The sequence below is a fragment of the Luteibacter aegosomatissinici genome (assembly GCF_023078495.1).
Classification (GTDB): domain Bacteria; phylum Pseudomonadota; class Gammaproteobacteria; order Xanthomonadales; family Rhodanobacteraceae; genus Luteibacter; species Luteibacter aegosomatissinici.
This window is the reverse complement of record NZ_CP095742.1, coordinates 4,221,503-4,238,084: the sequence shown is the minus strand read 5'-3', so window position 1 is coordinate 4,238,084 and position 16,582 is coordinate 4,221,503. Positions and strand designations below refer to the sequence as shown.

The following is a 16,582-nucleotide window of genomic DNA, read 5'->3' as shown; positions in this document are numbered from 1 at the left end:
GCTATCTCAGCGCGCAGACACCTTCAGCGTCTGCCCCAGCTTCACGTTGTTGTCCTTCAGCCCGTTCATGGCGCGGAGCTGGTTTACGTCAACGTTGTTCTTCTTCGCGATCGAATACAGCGTGTCACCGGCGGCGACCTTGTAGGTCTTGCTGCCCGCGGCCGTCGGCTTTTTCTCGGCCTTGGCCACGGCTTTTTCTGCCACCGGCTTCTCGGCCTTCGCTGCCGGCTTTGCCTCGGAGACCTTCGGCGTTTCCACCTTGGTCGACTTCTCGCTGGCATCCACCGCCGGCTTGGCGGTGTTCTTGCCGGCGACGGTCACGGCATCGCCCGTGACCTTGGCGAACTTGCCGCCGATCTTCGCGTTGTCGGACGAGGTGAAGGCTTCGCCGCGGACGCCCTTGAAGCCCTGGTGGGCCGTGGTGCTGACGCTGGCGGCGACGTGGGCGAACGGCGAGGCTTCGGTCGCTGCCGCAGCGGCCTTGGCGGTAGCCGCCGCTTTGCCTTTGGCGACCGCCGGGGCGGCCTTGACAGCTTCCTTCGCGGCTTCGGCAGCAGCGGCCGGCGCAGCGGCAGCGGCGACGGTCGGCGTGGTCATGGCCTGGCCCACGTTGCCGCGGGTGCCCACGGTGGAAGCGATCTTCTGGCGGCGGGCGGCATCGCCCGAAGCCAGCGCCATGCCATCGGCGTACGGCAGCAGGTTATGCGCCTTCAGCAACGAACCACCCTGGTTGGAGGTCACGAAGGAGAGGAACTCCTTCACTTCCGCCGCCTTCGGGCTGGCATCGTTGCTCACCAGGTACAGCTCGGTGTACAGCGGGTAGCTGCCGCTGGCGATCGACGAGGCGGTCGGCTTCACGCCATCGATCGAGAGGATCTTCAGCTTGGCATTGCCGCTGGCGCCGGCCAGGGTGGTGGCACCCAGGCCACGGCGATCGAGCGTGACGCCTTCTTCCAGCTTCGTCTGGTTCACGTACAGGCGCGGCGCGGCGACCGGCTGGTTGCCGCGGCCGAACAGCAGGCGGCGCAGGCTCCATTCCACGCCATCGCCCGGGCTCGCCACGGCGTAGAGGTTGATCGGCGCATCTTCGCCGCCCAGCTCCTTCCAGTTCGTGATGTGGCCCATGTAGATCTCGTGCAGCTGCATCAGAGTGATGTTGCTGACGGGGTTGGCCGGGTAGGTGACCATCACCAGGCCATCCCATGCCACCGGGGTGAAGGTGAGCGACTGCTCCTTGCCACCGATGCTGGGGCGGGCCGAACCGGCGAGGTCGGCGGTGCCGGTCGAGACGGCATCGATACCCGAGGCCGTGTTGAACGGCTGCAGCTCGAACTTGCCCTTGCCGGCTTTCTCATAAGCCTTGGCCACATCGGTCACCACGCCGCGGGCGGTGGTGACGTCGCCGCGCCAGATCAGCTGGGGCGTGGCGGCGAGAGCGGTAGCGGAGGCGCTAAGGCCGATCAGCGTGGCGGTAAACAGGCGCGCGAGACGAAGAGACATGGACGGCAAGAACTCCGGGCTAATCGGGGTGGCAGATTTTGGGCCGCAATTGTGGGCCATAAGGGCCCCGCGCGCACCATTGACGTCATTCAGCATCCTGCCGGGCCGAAACAGAACGTAGCCTGTCGGCCAAGAACAATCTCATGAGACATGCAGACACGGTAGGAGCCCACCCAGTGGGCGACATCTCTTCGCGACCACGCAACAGGCCCTAGGATGCTGTCGCGAAAGATGTCGCCCACAGGGTGGGCTCCTACAGGAGCTGCATCACAGGACGGCGTAGTAGACGGCGTCGTCGCGCACCACGGTGAGCAGAAGCTGCCGGCCGCCCAGCGTGCCGGTAGTGGGCAACCCCTTCACCCCGGGCACGCGGCGCTGGCCGATCTGGGCGACCACGTCGCCGTCGCGCAGGCCGGCCTGGTAGGCGGCGGAGGTTTTCTGCACGTTGGCCAGGGCCACGCCGTACAGGCCCTGGGCTTTCTGCTCGGGCGTGAGATCGGTGAGGGTCACGCCGGCCAGGCGCTTGTCGAGCTTCGCGCCATCCAGCGTGGCGAGCTTCGAGGCTTCTATAGAAGCGGTGATATCCCGTGCCGCGCCTTCGCGCTGCACGCTCAGCTTCACCTGCGAGCCCAGCGGCAGCAGGCCTTCGGTGTTGCGTACATCCTGCGCCGAGCGCACGGCTTTGCCATCGATCGCGGTGAGCACATCGCCGGTCTGCAGGCCGGCGCCATCGGCGGGCGAGCCGGCCGTGACCCCGGTAACCACCGCGCCATTCGTGTCCTTCAGGCCCAGCGCCGTGGCGATGCGCGGGGTGATGTCCTGCACCTCCACGCCCAGGTTGCCGCGGCGGACCTTGCCGTAGGCGAGCAGCTGCTTCATCACCGAGGTGGCCAGGTCGGTGGGGATGGCGAAGCCGATGCCCACGTTGCCGCCCGAGGGCGTGAAGATCATGGAGTTGATGCCCACCAGCTCGCCGCGCAGGTTCACCAGCGCGCCGCCGGAGTTGCCGGGGTTGATCGAGGCATCGGTCTGGATGAAGTTCTGGATGCCTTTGCCCAGGCCCGTGCGGTTCAACGCGGAGACCATGCCCGAGGTGGCGGTCTGGCCCAGGCCGAACGGATCGCCCACGGCCACCACGAAATCACCCACGCGCAGCTGCGCCGAATCGGCCACCGGCAGCGCCTGCAGGCGCTCGGCGGGAATCTGCAGCACCGCCACGTCGGTATCCGGATCGGTGCCGATCAGCTTGGCCTTGAAGTCGCGGCCATCCTGCAGGGTGACCGTGATATCGTCCGCGCCCCCCACGACATGGTTGTTGGTCAGGACATAGCCCTTGGCCGCATCCACCACCACGCCCGAGCCCAGGCTCTGCTCCACGCGCTCGCGCGGAATGCCCTGGCCGAACAGTTGGGCGATCAGCGGATCATCGTAGTAAGCGCCACGGGCGCGTACGCGGGTCTTCGTCGAGATGTTCACCACCGCGGGCGTGACCTTGGCCAGCATGGGCGCCAGCGACGGCACGGGCTGGCCATCGACGGCAGGCGGAATAGCGGCAAATGCCGGTGTCGCCAGGGCCATGGCGAGGGTGGCGATGAGGGTCCGCGGGGTGGGGCGGGCGGGCATGTGGATCTCCTTGGCTGGGGCGCTCGGTTTAGAGCATCGCGCGCAAGCGCGCTCCTACAAAAGATCTGCGGTGCCCTTGTAGGAGCGCGCTTGCGCGCGATGCCGTTCACGCGGTTTGAGACCACCCGATTCGGCATCAGTTTCAACCCCTGAGACAGGCGTAGGTAATGCTTTACAACGACCCACCCTGAGCGTAAGGTTCAACCCCGGCCGCAACCACAACATCTTGTGTTCCTTCGTTCGATAGTTACCAAGTGCTGGTGCTGCGGATACTCAGGTTCAAGCGTCAAACCGGCGTCCCGTAAAGGCTTTTTACGGTGCACGCGGGGGTGGTAAAGGATGGTCGATTTCGTCCGGGGGGAGGGAATCGACAGGTTGCGCCCACGCATACCAATAAGAACGGCCGACACAGGCCGAGTACTTGAGGACGACACACACAATGAGCACCGCACGCGCCCAGGCCCTCGGCCTTGAATCGGCCATTCCGCTGCAGCCCGCCTCTTACGACATCTGGGACAAGAAGTACCGCCTGAAGGCGAAGAACGGCGTGCCGGTCGATGAGTCGGTCGATGGCACCTACCAGCGCGTCGCCCGCGCCCTGTCCGATGTGGAAGCCACCGACGAGCTGCGCGCGCACTGGAACGAACGGTTCCTGTGGGCCCTGCGCCGCGGTGCCATCCCGGCCGGCCGCATCACCTCCAACGCTGGCGCGCTGGAGCACAAGCCCGCCACCTCCACGATCAACTGCACCGTCTCGGGCACCATCCACGATTCCATGGATGACATCCTGGAGAAGGTGCACGAAGCCGGCCTGACCCTGAAGGCAGGCTGCGGCATCGGTTACGAATTCAGCACGCTGCGCCCGCGCGGCGCGTACGTGAGCGGTGCGGGCGCCCATACCTCGGGCCCGCTGTCGTTCATGGATATCTACGACAAGATGTGCTTCACCGTCTCCTCCGCCGGCGGCCGCCGCGGTGCGCAGATGGGCACCTTCGATATCAGCCACCCGGACGCCAAGGAATTCATCCGCGCCAAGCGCGAGGATGGCCGCCTGCGCCAGTTCAACCTGTCGCTGCTCATCACCGATGGCTTCATGGAAGCCGTGGAGCACGACCAGGATTGGCCGACCGTGTTCCCGGTGCACGTGAAGGAGCAGGGCGAGATCGACCTCACCGACGCCTCCAAGGTCGTGTGGCGCGAGTGGCCCACCAAGGAAAACTACGTCACCCGTGATGACGGCCTGGTGGCCTGCAAGATCTACGGCCACATCCGCGCCCGCCACCTGTGGGACATGATCATGGTCTCGACGTATGACTACGCCGAGCCGGGCTTCATCCTGATCGACCGCGTCAACGAGATGAACAACAACTGGTGGTGCGAGCACATCCGCGCCACCAACCCGTGCGGTGAGCAGCCGCTGCCGCCGTACGGCTCGTGCCTGCTGGGCTCGGTGAACCTCACCACCTTCGTGCGCGATCCGTTCGGCCCCAAGGCCCGTTTCGATTGGGATGAATACCGCGAAGTGGTCCGCGTGTTCACCCGCATGCTCGATAACGTGGTGGAAATCAACGGCCTGCCGCTGCCGCAGCAGCAGCACGAGATCCTTTCCAAGCGCCGCCACGGCATGGGCTTCCTCGGCCTGGGCTCCACGCTGGCCATGCTGAAGATGAGCTACGGCTCGGCCGAATCCGTGGGCTTCACCGAAGACGTGAGCCGCGAGATGGCCGTGGCCGGCTGGGAAGTCGCGCTGGACCTCGCGAAGGAAAAGGGCCCGGCCCCGGTGCTGGCGCAGACCTTCGACGTGACCGGCGACATGCTGCGCAAGCGCCCGGAGATGGTGAAGGACGGCTGGAAGGTCGGCCAGCAGATCAAGGGCTCGGTGCTGCACGCCAAGTATTCGCGCTACATGCAGCGCGTGGCCTCGGTCGCCCCGAACCTGGTGGCCGAGCTGGCGGAAGTGGGCGCCCGCTTCACCCACCACTCGTCGATCGCCCCCACCGGCACCATCAGCTTGAGCCTGGCCAACAATGCCTCCAACGGCATCGAGCCCAGCTTTGCCCACCACTACTCGCGTAACGTGATCCGCGAAGGCAAGAAGTCGAAGGAAAAGGTCGAGGTCTACAGCTACGAGCTGCTGGCCTACCGCGCCCTGATCAACGGCGATGCCATGCCGTTCTCGGAAGACCCGAAGACCCGCCTGCCGGAGTACTTCGTCTCGGCCGACGACATCAGCCCCAAGGAGCACGTGGATATCCAGGCGGCCTCGCAGAAGTGGATCGATAGCTCCATTTCCAAGACCGCAAACGTCCCCACGGATTACCCGTACGAGGACTTCAAGGACATCTACACCTACGCCTATAAGCAGGGTTTGAAGGGCTGCACCACGTTCCGTTTCAACCCCGCCGCGTTCCAGGGCGTGCTTGTCAAAGAAACCGATCTTGAGAACACCCTCTACCGCTTCGAATTGGAAGACGGTAGCGTTGTCGAACTGAAGGGTAACGACGAGGTGGAATATGACGGTGAAATGCACACCGCCGCCAACCTCTTCGATGCCCTGAAAGAAGGTTACTACGGCAAGTTCTGACCCCGCGGAGAGGGAAACAAAGTTATGACGAACGACGAAAACCAGATCGACGAGGCGGCGGAATTGCCGGTGAGCGACACCACCGACACCACGGAAACCACCGAATCGACCGAGCACACCGACGCGAATGACGCCGGTTCGGCCACGGCCGAGCACGCCCCGGTCGTCGCCAAGAAGGTGGTGAAGAAGAAGCCGATCGCCAAGAAGGTGATCGAGCCGGCCCCGACCGCCGAAGCGACCGACGCCGTCTCGTCCAGCGAGCCGGACTACATCGCCGAACTCGACGCCCCGGCACCCAAGGCTGAAAAGCCCAAGGCCCCGCGCAAGCCCAAGGCCCCCAAGCCGCTGGTGAGCCAGGCCGACATCGCCGGCGACGAAATCGCCGCGCACCAGGCCGACGAAGCGACTGCCGCCGCTGTAGGAGCCCACCCTGTGGGCGACATCTCCTCGCGAAAGCCCACAAAGAAAGCCGCCCCGAAAAAAGCAGCCGCCAAGAAGGCCCCGGCCAAAAAGGCCGCCGCAGAACCGGCAGCCCCGGCCAAGAAGGCTGCTGCCAAGAAGGCAACGGCTAAAAAGGCTGTGAAGAAGGCCGCCGCCAAGAAAGCTGCGCCGAAGAAGGCCGCAGTGAAGAAGGCTGCTGCCAAGAAGGCCGCCCCGAAGAAGGCTGTCGCCAAGAAGTCGGCCGCCAAGAAGGCCCCGGCAAAGAAGGCCGCTCTCAAGAAGGCAACCAAGAAGGTCGCCATCAAGAAGGTCGCCAAGAAGGCCGTAGCCAAAAAGGCACCGGCCAAGAAGGTCGCCGCCAAGAAGGCTCCGCTGAAGAAGGTCGTCGCCCGCAAGGGTAAGGCCGTCGTCAAGCAGGTCGGCCGCAAGGCCACCACCGCGAAGAAGGCCGCCAAGAAGGTCGTCGCTCGCGTCGCGAAGAAGGCTTCCACCGCCCGCAAGGCGGTCAAGAAGGCCGTTGCCAAGGTCACCCGCAAGGTCACCGCCCGCACGGCTCCGAAAAAGACGGTCCGAAAGGCCGCTGCTCCGAAGAAGGTCGTGAAAGCGGCCAAGAGGTCCACTGCCAGCAAGACCGGCCGTACGTCGGCGCGCAAGTCCGCCGCCCGTGGCCGTCGTAAGTAAGTAGTACCCATCCGGCCCGGCGTACGCGCCGGGCCGGATATCCACCTGTTAGAGAGAAACACCATGGCGATCAAGATCGAAAAGAAGATCAAGGGCTATAACGTCGTTAAGCCCGAGGACAAGACCACCGCAGCCGCCGCTCCCGCGCCGGTCAAAGAGGTCGCACCCGTCGCCGAAGTCATCCAGATGCACGAGAGCCTCGAGCGTCCGGAAACCCTGGTGGGCAACACGTACAAGATCAAGTCGCCGCTCTTCGAGCACGCGCTGTACGTAACCATCAACGATATCGTGCTCAACGCGGGCACCCCGCACGAGCAGCGCCGCCCCTTCGAGCTGTTCATCAACTCGAAGAACATGGACCACTTCCAGTGGATCGTGGCGCTCACCCGAATCCTGTCCGCCGTCTTCCGCAAGGGTGGCGACGTGACCTTCATCGTCGAAGAGCTCAAGGCCGTCTTCGACCCGCGTGGCGGCTACTTCAAGGCCGGCGGCGTTTATATGCCCAGCATCGTGGCCGAGATTGGTGCCGTGATTGAGCAGCATATGAAGTCCATTGGGCTGATTCATGACCCGGAGATGGACGAGGCGACCAAGCGGTTGATCGCTGAGAAGCGCGCCGCCTATGAGAACGCGAACGCTGTAGGAGCGCGCCCTGCGCGCGATACCGTTAGCGACAAGGCTGAGGCCCCGGCTGCTGATAGCCATACCAATGCGGCTGGCTTCCCGGCTGGCGCCACCCTGTGCGCTAAGTGCAATACCCAGGCGTTGGTGCTGATGGATGGGTGCCAGACTTGTTTGAATTGTGGGTATTCGAAGTGCGGTTAGTCTGAAGGGGCGGAATCCGCTCTCAGGGAAAGAAGGGGGGATGGGGATGGATTACGCAGGCGCTATTGAGCGGGCGGCGGTCGCGAAGCGACCGCTATTGGCCGTCTGTTCAGAACTATTCTTGCTGGGGCCGACCCACGGTTTTGCCGGGTGGGAGGAGGAGTCGTTCGCGCTCTTCCACGAGATTGCAGATTTTTTCCAGGTCAGCGTGCGGGCCATTCACGTATGTGGCTCTGCCAAGCTTGGCTTCAGCCCTACAAAGAAGACGCAGTTCACGGCCGGATCTTCCGATCTGGATGTTGCAGTGGTTGATCCTCAGTGCTTCCAACGATACGTAGAGCGAATCGTTCACGAGACTAACGGCTATCGTGATCGCAGTGCGTTCCCTCGCAAGGACGACGGACGATCCCTTTACGAAGATTTTAAGTATTACATGGCAAAGGGCATGCTGCGGCCCGATCTTATGCCCTTGATCGCGGAGCGAGTGGAGTGGGCGCGGTTCTTCGCGGGACTTAGTAGAAAGCATTCCAGGCGATTTAAGCGAATCTCGGCAGCCGTGTATTTGTCCGACTCCCTTTTCGCAATGAAGCAGATGTCGGCCTTGCAACAATACATAAACGAAAAGGAGTTCTTATGATTAGCTATCATGTTCGATCGCGCGATCTCATTACCGTGATCAATGAGATCAAAGCGGGTCGGCTGATTCTTGATGCTTACTTTCAGCGCGCGCTGGTCTGGCGCGAAGCGCACAAGCAAGACTTCATTAAGACCTTGCTGCTGGGTCTTCCTTGCCCGCAGATCTTTGTTTCAAAAGGCGCGATCGACGTTGAACGTATGCTAACCACCTCGTGCGTAGTGGATGGGCAGCAGCGCTTGAATGCGATTTCAGAGTTCATCGACGGCGAGTTCAAGGTTGACGGCCGGGCTTATCAGGAGCTTTCTGGCGACGAAAAGTCCGCCTTCTTGAAGTACGAATTGGCTACCATCGAGCTCGATGTCGACAATAATGACCCCGTCGTCAAAGAAATCTTTCAACGCCTCAATCGCACGGCGAATTCTTTGACGTCAATCGAGAAGCTTGCTTCACAGTACGCGCCGTCCGAATACATGCTTGTGGCAAGTCACCTAGCAGATGAGCTCGAGTATCGCGATCAGGACGAAGACCTGAAATTTCGCGTCGACCCAGCGATCGATCCGGCATTCTTTGCTTGGGCGGATGCGCATCCTGCGGCATCGTTCTCCAACCTCATTCAGGATTCCGGCGTCTTTCGATCGCACGAGTTGTCCCGGAAAGTTCATATTATGTATGTACTCAATTTGATGAGTACGTACCTATCTGGGTTCTTCAATCGCAACGAGCGAAGCCGCGAACTCCTGGATGAATACGCGAATGATTTTCCGGAGAAAGAGGATGTGATTAGCGTATTCTGCGACGCGGCGGAGTTGTGGAAGGAATTAAACATTCCGCCGGGCTCTTATTGGTGCAATAAGGCGAACTTCTTTACGCTCATAACCGCGCTAGCAACGTCTGTGCGGGAACGTATCAATGTTGACGTCGCAGGTTTGGCAGGTCGCCTCGAAACCTTTGCAGGTGACGTCCCAGCTGATTATAGGCTTGCAGCAACTGAGGCAGTGAACAACACGCGGCAGCGCGAACTTCGGCACGGGTACGTGTGGAGGTTGATTGTCGACAACTAGCAGGCTTCTTTGCATTGGAGCGGTGCTTTGGTTCTTAACCATCAGAAGCTTTTGATTGAACTGCAGGACGGGTGCCTAGAGAACTTCTTTTGTGGATGGAAGAACTACCCAGTCGTCGCCCTCGAGCGCATCGAACCCCAGGCGCTTCGCTTCGAGTTGGTCAACCTCATAGGTCGCGCAAAGTACGGTTAGTCCCCGGCTTGCGAGCTCGGCTTTCATCTGCCGAGCTCGCCTCATCGGATCCTTTTGTTGGGCGACTTGCTCTAAGAGCTGCCGTGGGATGATCGTCCCTCGTACGGTGAGGAAAAGCTCTCTAACTCTCGCCACGCCAGATCCCGCTGTTAGGATCCGGTGCCGTGCTTCGTCGTCGAGGCGCAGGAGAATATTCGGCTTAATCCGTCCATTCCGAACAAGCCAACGAATGCGTGTCTTGCCCAACGCGGAGATTGATGCCTTCCCGTCGCGGTTCTTTCCAGCCGTAAGGTTATCGAGTGAAGCGCGGACGAGCCCGAGACTGAAGGTTGACGAATTGTCGTCCCCGCGGACGACGATGCAAAGCTCATCGATCGCCTCGGCAGGAATCATCCATCCGCCGGAGAGCGAAAATTTCGTATCGACTTCGTGCCCCTCGATTAGGTTATCGAGCTTACGGCCTCGATCGAGATCCAGTTCGTTGCGAAGAATGATCTCGACCTTCGTCCCGATGTAGGTTTTCTCGGTTTTCTCGAGCTGTTCGATTCGGAATCGTCCGGTCCTGGGGCCGTCGATCACCTCGTCAAAAGCTTTCCGCAAAGCGGACGACAGCCGGGCCTCAAGATTCGGAACCCTCGATAATGCCCCTGCCACCGCCTCGAGCGCTGGGTCGAGCCCATGCCCATCGTGCAGATAGTTCCCTTCTACCATTTGATGTTCCCCCCAAGCGCGCATAGCCTTGGCACTGCCAAATGTAGGGGATGGCTGATCGAGTCGCAAGATTTGCGCCTACGAACGTGTAGGATTATCCCCACAAGGGAGAGAATCCAATGGACGTAACAATGCACGATGTTGAGGCGCGGTTCTGCCGGTCACGAGAGGCGCGAAATCTCCTTGGGCATTGGACAAGGGACAATTCGCGAAAACATGTCGTTGAAACGATGTGTTCGCACACTAGCTCCTTTACCAACGAAATTTCCTCGGAGGAGATTGCACGTGTCTGCGCTCGGATTGGCTCGGACGAAGCGCTTCACGCGCTGGGGCGCCTTGCAAAGGCTAATTCCAATGAGAAGGCTGTTCGAAATTGGTGGCCTGTATTCGCGTTCACCCACGTGTTTCATCTTATTCTCGAGGACGAACGTCGCCTTCTCTTCTTCGATGAACTAATACGACATCCTCGATTTCGAAAGTTAATTTGGCCAGATGCAACTGCGCTGATTGATCGCTTGGCGGCATCCAATTCTGATCCTGCGTTCATGCAGCGCGTGCGCGACTCAGTGCGCTGGCGTATCGCTCTTGCGTACTACGCTCATGTAAAAGAGTTGTATGCCGGAAGCATACTTCGAGAAAGGGGGTTTCCTGTCGTGATGCATCCGGTTGCCGATGCGTTATTCAGGACAGATCTTTGGATCGACAATATCAACATCGACCTCTTCCTTCCTAATGGCGCGTATCGGTCGCGCGACAGTAGTGGTGGTCGAAAGCGTCGCGCGGCCGACATCCTTGCGGACGCACAACCCTGTTTTCGTAACATTACGTTGGTTTGCCCCGCGGTTCACAAGTTTGGCGAAGTGCGTCTGCCGGACCAGGTTGCATTGGTCGGCACCTTTCGAGCTGCGTGGTCCTCACTGGAAGGATGAGCGGATGGCCGCTTTCGTAGGAGGGTCAAGGAAGTCAGTCGGCCGCCCCTTTACGAGCGACAGCTCGGCGAGCTCACGTTCCCAGATAGTTAGGGCGCGCTTGCCATCATGGAAAAACTGACTAATGACAGTTGAGTCTCGACCTCGATTGCGCTCCAACTAACTTTTCCAGTATTCGGTGTTAGTGGGCGGCACTCGGCCGTCGATGCAAGCCTCATGCAGATGCCAGAAGAAGCCGTGGACGAAGGTTGCCATCTTCGTCTTGGTGAGGTGATATCAGGTCGACCTGGAAAGCGGCAATCACTCGCACGAGAGCGATTGCCGGGGGAGTGTAGGGTGCGGTGGACTGCTAGTTCTGGCTTCGTATTTGTTGAGTGAATCCGGGTCATGTTCTCGGATGTGCATCCGTCAACACATGGACGTGCTTGCATTAGGCCGCAGAACGCTTCTTGCTCGCCGATGCAGCAAGGTTCAGCGCCCTGGCAATCTGGTCGCCGACCGCTTTCGCGACCGGAGGCGGAAAGGCATTCCCAACCTGGCGGTAGGCGCTGGTCTTTTTGCCGCTGAATGTCCACTCGTCAGGGAAGCCTTGAATCCTCGCAGCCATTCGAACAGTGAGCTTCGGCATGCCCAGATGGTCAGGCGCTGGTGGCTCATTTGCGATACCCATCCCGTCAACCCCGAGTGCCGCCCACGCGCGCTTGGCTCGAGTCGGCCCTAGGTCCGGACCGCCGTGCTTCTTACTTCCGCCAACCAACGTGGGAGCTATCGCTTTTGCGCCCTCCGCCCAACTCGCCGCACCCGTCCAGCCATTTGCCGACATGAGATCTACCAAGGACTCACCCACGGTCTTTGGCGGCAACTTACTCGCCTCTGGCCAAGCGAAATGTTCGGAGATCTCTTTGCGCGTCGCCACGAAGATTACCCGAGGCCGCAACTGAGGAACGCCGAAGTCGCTCGCTTGGAGGAGCTTCCATTCGGCGTGATATCCAAGACGCTTCAGTTGACGGACCAGGTTTTCGCGGTAGTCCTTGAATATCGGATCTAACATCCCGCGAACATTCTCTAGCATTACAGCTCGTGGCCTGCATTGATCGACGATGCGGATCGCCTCTGGGAACAGATCTCGTTCATCATCCGCACCGAGCTGCTTTCCCGCCTTGGAAAAAGGTGGGCATGGGACGCCGCCCGCAAATAGGTCAACACCCTTGTGTCCCGCCCCGGAGTATTCGCGAAGATCTCCTTCATGCACGTCCCATTCGGGACGATTTAGGCGAAGCGTCGCGCAGGCGGATCCGTCTAGCTCAACGAGCTGGAGATGGTCAAATCCTGCCATCTCCAGGCCGAGCGCTTGGCCGCCCGCACCGGAACACACTTCCACGGAGGTCAACGACAAAGGCGACTTTTTCGACATCATTGGGTCCAATCGGTTACTGGCGGGGCTGGAAGTAGCACACATTGCGGGAGCCCTCGCTCAAGCCATGAGATTTGTGCCTGACGCCCATGGCTTGGCCATCCAATGATGCCAAATAGTCACTCGTATGTCTAGGCTGTTGAGTCGATAAGTGTATGAATTTATGAGGAAATGGATATCGGATTTGCTTGAGTTGCGGGTATCCTGGTCATTGTTGCATCGGAGGGCTGGGACCCCCTCGTTCGCAACCTTGAGCCGGCGACGGATCTGTCTAAAGCTATCTACCCCCTGGTGACCCGGAGGTCGCTTGGCCGATTGCTGCTGCGTCGTATTGCTTGAGCACCGCCAGCACCGTTGGGGGACTCAACGGCAAGGATGTCGCGATGGAGCATGGTTAGATCATCAGAGTTCGCATGCTGCGGCGTCCCGTTTGGCGGCCGAATGTTCTAACGTTGGCCCAGCCACCCGGTTCGTCCATTGAACTTACTTCGTCCAGGCGAATGTAGTCAGCCCAGAGGGGCTGCCATTTAGCTCTATGCGAGCGGGAACGGTAGTGCACGAAGAGGTCAGCTCGCGTTGTGTCCAGGTGAGAGCGCACGTTGTCTATGAATGTAAGCGTCCTGACCGGAATGTGTCGGGTTGTCTATCGGAAGACAATCGCGAAGACTATTGCGGCGCACGTCTTGTCCCTTCAGTTTCGTAGCCGATCGCCGATAAAGCAGAATATGGCGCGGACCCGTCCGGGTCGAGGAAGCGTCGCGATAAATTGAAGGAGGAATCGCCTTGAAACTGGTCGGCTTAGAGCCGTACGGTGAGCTTCTCAGGTCGCTAAGCGCAGAATGCGTTACAGATTGCGACGAGCTCATCGTGGCAATTCCTTACGCAGAGAAAGGCAACCACGAGTTGCTCCTTTTCGACGAGGCTATCCGGAACAAGAAGCCAATTACTTTCTACGGACGAATCGACGGGACTTGCCCGATTGATCCAAATGTCTTGAATTGGTTTCTCTTACGCCAGAGGGCTATAGCTAGCGTTGAGTGTCGGCTGGTGCCTCACTGGCTGCACGCGAAAGTTATCTGGTGGTCAGGTGTTGGAGCTTATATCGGATCCGCCAATCTCACGGACCGCGCTTGGAATAGGAATTTTGAGGCCGGAGTTTTCCTCACCCAAAGCGAGCTGGATGCAGAAGGGTTTACGCAGCGTCTCGATGACTTCTTTGATGGCCTATTGGCGCGTTCAATCCCGCTAAGCGATGAGGTGTATAAGGACCAGGTCGACCTCAAGCGACGTTTGCTGGACGCGCGCAAGCAAGAGGATAGAGTTCGGGATGAATTCGAATCGCGACTTAGATATCTGAGTGATCGGAGCAGTCCCATCGCGCACATTCCAAGTCGCTCGTCGTTCACCACGAGAAAGCGCTCCTTCATCGACGAATGGCACGAGACGATTGCCTACTTGAGGCCTCTCGCGGACCGAGTGGCCCGCCCAGAAAACAGGCCGTCCTGGATTCCAGATTCCACGCCAGCGACTGTTCAATGCGATCAGTTTCTACATGCGTATTATTACAACGTAGTCAGTCCACGGTCAGAGAAGGATGCCTATCTGCGTCATTTCGAACGAAACCGTCTACGGACTGAGGATGCTCTGCAAGAAACGTTATCCTGGTGGAAAGAATCGAAGGAATTCACGTACGAGAGCGAGCTCGAAATGATGGTCGCGATCGCGCCTGCGTTTGAGACTAATTTCGCTGAAAACGCGATCCTTAGCCTTGATCGCGAAACGTTCGCAAATACGCTCGCACACGCTCATGCATTCGGAATGCATTCGACCAGGAAGAGCGTAGAGGAACTCGGGTTTGCGGCTCCACCAGGTTCTTGGCCAAAGATTCTCGCTCATGGCCGAATGATCTACGATGCAAAATCGGTAAGCGGCGCATTTAGTGGTCCAGAGGTGTTTAGATATGTCATCTGGGGACCCGGTGATGTAGCGGAACGCATTTGGAATGCAGTGCATGAGCCCGACTATCAGTTGGACGGAATCGGTACTTCTACCTTTGGCGAGGTAGTCGGGTGGACGAGACCAAATTTATACCCTCCGAGAAACCAGCGTACGAACAAGGCAATACGAGCTCTAGGGCGGAAAATAAAGATCGCGCCATAGGTGGTCGGTCGCATGTCCGGCGGTCACATCAATGGCGATCGCGATTACGTGGCACGGTGCCGTCGGCTGAGGTATTTGGCGGTGCCGCGAAATTGGTTGGCTACCCCGGCCGATAGAGGGGCGGAGAGTGCGGCGCGTGAACGGAATCTTATAGTCATTCCTTCGTGCTGTTCGGTGAATGTCACATGTTGTGTGCGCCGCTCGATAACGTTCGGCGCGGTGTTATCTCAGTGCGTGAGGGTGTTGGGGGTTTGGGAGACGGCGCGACGTACCTATTGAACGGTCGTGTACGTGCGGCCCATCGGTGCACCGTGCACCAGTAGGTCAGTCAACAACGCACGCACGTTCCCGCCTGCGGTATTGAGCATCTGTAGCCAAGCCCCCGTCTTCTCTTCCAGGGCGTGATAGCAATAACCGTCGAACGCCCCTCCTCATCATCCCCGTATGATCGCCTCACAACAAAGGGATACCCCACATGCCAGCAGCCCAACTCGCAGCCTGGTTAATCGAAAGCCACTCATCCGGCGAACTGTCTTTGGGTTGCGCGCCCCAGCGGGCCTTGCAATGACCTTGATAGTCAACTAGATTGACTATCAAGGTCATTGCCGGAGCCGTGCCCATGAACCGCGACAACCCCGCCTGGTACGAAGAAATCGTCGTTCCCGCCCTCCTGCGCCACGCTCGCGGCACCTATGCCTCGGCGATGCGCCGTGCGCTTGACGAAGCCGGCTACGACGATATTCCCGAGAACGGCCTCTACATCATCGGTGGCCTTGCCCTGGGAGCGCCCGACGCACCGATCGGCGCCATGGCGCAGCAGCTGCGCATTACCAAGCAGGCCGCAGGGCAGCTGGTCGATACCCTCGTGATGCGCGGCTACCTAACGCGCGAGGGTGATCCCAGCGATCGACGAAAGCTCGTCATCACCTTGACCGACCGTGGCCGCGATGCCGCGGAAGTGCAGGGCGCCGCCCGCGATCGCATCGATACCGAGTTGCATGCGCGCATTGGCGACAACGGCCTTCGTGCCCTGAAGCGCGGACTTGCGGCCATCATGGAAATCGGTCGCCAGGAAAATACGACCACCTGAGCTTCATCAACGCATGCGGCAACTCAGGAACAACGTCCGAGACAGCAAGTATCATTAAATCGCTCGACCGCTGACGCCCAAAAAAGGAATCCGTCATGCCAAAGCGTCGTTCGCCAGCTCGCACTTTGAATGTCGTAGCCTCAACAGTCCTTCTGGCCTCGCTTGCGTTCGCCCACGTGGCCCCTGCAGACGCAGCCCCGAACGATCAGCCACCTGTCGCTCCGGCTGGCAATGCCGTACCGGACCTTCAGGGCCTCTGGATAACGCTCCTCGAATCGATACCGCCCGACGATCCCATGCGCGAAGGCGAGCGCTCTCCGTGGTATCTATCCGTCGCTGAATCCGAGCAATCGATAAGCGACCCGCCACCGGCCGTTACCGCGAACGTGCGCATTCCAGGTATCCAGGTGCTCCCCGCCGCCGTGTCCCCGTACAGCAGCGCATCGGGGCATGGCGACCTGGCGCCACCCCTCATCTTCATCCATTTCCCGACCGAACTCCTCGACGGACGATACGAGGTGCTCTACGAGTACTACCTCGGCAGAAACGGCGGCACGCATCTCGTGCGGGCCATCGCGATGCATGATGTGGGGGGATGGCATATCTTCTCGCGTGAGCCGTATCCCGGGCCGTCAGATCGGGTCGGTCCCGCCATCATGTAGCACCGCACGGTGGAAGTACCTACGCATCATCATTTGCGATTTTCTGGACGTTGGTGCAACACAGCCCAGAAC

Annotated in this window: 14 protein-coding genes; 9 read left to right on the top strand and 5 right to left on the bottom strand. The window is 60.0% G+C overall.

The annotated features are described in order from the left end of the window. Window positions 1–6: 6 nt before the first annotated feature. Both L2Y97_RS19025 and L2Y97_RS19020 read right to left on the bottom strand, forming a co-directional pair. Window positions 7–1,500 (bottom strand): substrate-binding domain-containing protein, encoded by a 1,494-nt coding sequence (locus tag L2Y97_RS19025; RefSeq protein ID WP_247429769.1) that lies wholly within the window; start codon window positions 1,498–1,500, stop codon window positions 7–9. Window positions 1,501–1,767: 267 nt separating this feature from the next. After that, window positions 1,768–3,123: a Do family serine endopeptidase gene (locus tag L2Y97_RS19020; RefSeq protein WP_425492784.1), complete on the bottom strand. Its 1,356-nt coding sequence runs from the start codon at window positions 3,121–3,123 to the stop codon at window positions 1,768–1,770. A gap of 439 nt (window positions 3,124–3,562) precedes the next feature. On the opposite strand from L2Y97_RS19020, the gene L2Y97_RS19015 reads away from it, so the two are divergent. The 5 genes from L2Y97_RS19015 (at window position 3,563) to L2Y97_RS18995 (ending at window position 9,352) form a co-directional block, all read left to right on the top strand. Beyond that, the gene (locus L2Y97_RS19015; RefSeq protein ID WP_247429768.1) at window positions 3,563–5,707 is read left to right on the top strand and encodes an adenosylcobalamin-dependent ribonucleoside-diphosphate reductase; all 2,145 of its coding nucleotides are present in this window, start codon (window positions 3,563–3,565) and stop codon (window positions 5,705–5,707) included. A gap of 24 nt (window positions 5,708–5,731) precedes the next feature. After that, on the top strand, window positions 5,732–6,829 hold the full coding sequence (locus tag L2Y97_RS19010) for a histone H1-like repetitive region-containing protein (protein ID WP_247429766.1): 1,098 nt from the start codon (window positions 5,732–5,734) through the stop codon (window positions 6,827–6,829). Between the two features lie 63 nt (window positions 6,830–6,892). Then, complete coding sequence (locus tag L2Y97_RS19005; protein ID WP_247429764.1) at window positions 6,893–7,654, top strand: TSCPD domain-containing protein; 762 nt, start codon at window positions 6,893–6,895, stop codon at window positions 7,652–7,654. A 46-nt stretch (window positions 7,655–7,700) separates the two neighbouring features. Next, window positions 7,701–8,291, top strand: a complete 591-nt coding sequence (locus tag L2Y97_RS19000; RefSeq protein WP_247429762.1) for a hypothetical protein — start codon at window positions 7,701–7,703, stop codon at window positions 8,289–8,291. After that, window positions 8,288–9,352, top strand: a complete 1,065-nt coding sequence (locus L2Y97_RS18995) for a DUF262 domain-containing protein (RefSeq protein ID WP_247429760.1) — start codon at window positions 8,288–8,290, stop codon at window positions 9,350–9,352. Before L2Y97_RS19000 ends, L2Y97_RS18995 begins: the two co-directional genes overlap by 4 nt. Window positions 9,353–9,427: 75 nt before the next feature. On the opposite strand, the gene L2Y97_RS18990 is transcribed toward L2Y97_RS18995, so the two are convergent. Continuing rightward, complete coding sequence (locus tag L2Y97_RS18990; protein ID WP_247429758.1) at window positions 9,428–10,255, bottom strand: NaeI family type II restriction endonuclease; 828 nt, start codon at window positions 10,253–10,255, stop codon at window positions 9,428–9,430. 131 nt (window positions 10,256–10,386) lie between these two features. Here L2Y97_RS18990 and L2Y97_RS18985 point away from each other — a divergent pair, with 131 nt between their 5' ends. Beyond that, window positions 10,387–11,184 carry a hypothetical protein gene (locus tag L2Y97_RS18985; RefSeq protein ID WP_247429756.1) on the top strand — a complete coding sequence of 266 codons (798 nt, stop codon included), beginning with the start codon at window positions 10,387–10,389 and terminating at the stop codon, window positions 11,182–11,184. Window positions 11,185–11,273: 89 nt separating this feature from the next. On the opposite strand, the gene L2Y97_RS22570 is transcribed toward L2Y97_RS18985, so the two are convergent. Together L2Y97_RS22570 and L2Y97_RS18980 are read right to left on the bottom strand one after the other, a co-directional pair. Beyond that, a complete protein-coding gene (locus L2Y97_RS22570; RefSeq protein ID WP_425492783.1) occupies window positions 11,274–11,573 on the bottom strand; it encodes a hypothetical protein in 300 nt (99 codons plus the stop codon). Window positions 11,574–11,614: 41 nt separating this feature from the next. Next, window positions 11,615–12,601 (bottom strand): DNA cytosine methyltransferase, encoded by a 987-nt coding sequence (locus L2Y97_RS18980; RefSeq protein WP_247429754.1) that lies wholly within the window; start codon window positions 12,599–12,601, stop codon window positions 11,615–11,617. 780 nt (window positions 12,602–13,381) lie between these two features. Here L2Y97_RS18980 and L2Y97_RS18975 point away from each other — a divergent pair. The 3 genes from L2Y97_RS18975 to L2Y97_RS18965 all read left to right on the top strand — a co-directional run bounded on the left by L2Y97_RS18975 (window position 13,382) and on the right by L2Y97_RS18965 (window position 16,510). Beyond that, the gene (locus L2Y97_RS18975) at window positions 13,382–14,758 is read left to right on the top strand and encodes a phospholipase D family protein (RefSeq protein ID WP_247429752.1); all 1,377 of its coding nucleotides are present in this window, start codon (window positions 13,382–13,384) and stop codon (window positions 14,756–14,758) included. A gap of 619 nt (window positions 14,759–15,377) precedes the next feature. Continuing rightward, window positions 15,378–15,848, top strand: coding sequence for a MarR family winged helix-turn-helix transcriptional regulator (locus L2Y97_RS18970; protein WP_247429750.1), 471 nt, complete (start codon window positions 15,378–15,380; stop codon window positions 15,846–15,848). A gap of 95 nt (window positions 15,849–15,943) precedes the next feature. After that, on the top strand, window positions 15,944–16,510 hold the full coding sequence (locus L2Y97_RS18965; protein WP_247429748.1) for a hypothetical protein: 567 nt from the start codon (window positions 15,944–15,946) through the stop codon (window positions 16,508–16,510). Window positions 16,511–16,582 lie beyond the last annotated feature (72 nt).

Coding starts and splice junctions, on each gene's coding strand:
- L2Y97_RS18980 (WP_247429754.1), bottom strand. CDS start 12,601: ATGATGTCGAAAAAGTCGCCTTTGTCGTTGACCTCCGTGGAAGTGTGT.
- L2Y97_RS19025 (WP_247429769.1), bottom strand. CDS start 1,500: ATGTCTCTTCGTCTCGCGCGCCTGTTTACCGCCACGCTGATCGGCCTT.
- L2Y97_RS19010 (WP_247429766.1), top strand. CDS start 5,732: ATGACGAACGACGAAAACCAGATCGACGAGGCGGCGGAATTGCCGGTG.
- L2Y97_RS19020 (WP_425492784.1), bottom strand. CDS start 3,123: ATGCCCGCCCGCCCCACCCCGCGGACCCTCATCGCCACCCTCGCCATG.
- L2Y97_RS19000 (WP_247429762.1), top strand. CDS start 7,701: ATGGATTACGCAGGCGCTATTGAGCGGGCGGCGGTCGCGAAGCGACCG.
- L2Y97_RS18985 (WP_247429756.1), top strand. CDS start 10,387: ATGCACGATGTTGAGGCGCGGTTCTGCCGGTCACGAGAGGCGCGAAAT.
- L2Y97_RS22570 (WP_425492783.1), bottom strand. CDS start 11,573: ATGACCCGGATTCACTCAACAAATACGAAGCCAGAACTAGCAGTCCAC.
- L2Y97_RS18970 (WP_247429750.1), top strand. CDS start 15,378: ATGAACCGCGACAACCCCGCCTGGTACGAAGAAATCGTCGTTCCCGCC.
- L2Y97_RS18990 (WP_247429758.1), bottom strand. CDS start 10,255: ATGGTAGAAGGGAACTATCTGCACGATGGGCATGGGCTCGACCCAGCG.
- L2Y97_RS19005 (WP_247429764.1), top strand. CDS start 6,893: ATGGCGATCAAGATCGAAAAGAAGATCAAGGGCTATAACGTCGTTAAG.
- L2Y97_RS18995 (WP_247429760.1), top strand. CDS start 8,288: ATGATTAGCTATCATGTTCGATCGCGCGATCTCATTACCGTGATCAAT.
- L2Y97_RS19015 (WP_247429768.1), top strand. CDS start 3,563: ATGAGCACCGCACGCGCCCAGGCCCTCGGCCTTGAATCGGCCATTCCG.
- L2Y97_RS18965 (WP_247429748.1), top strand. CDS start 15,944: ATGCCAAAGCGTCGTTCGCCAGCTCGCACTTTGAATGTCGTAGCCTCA.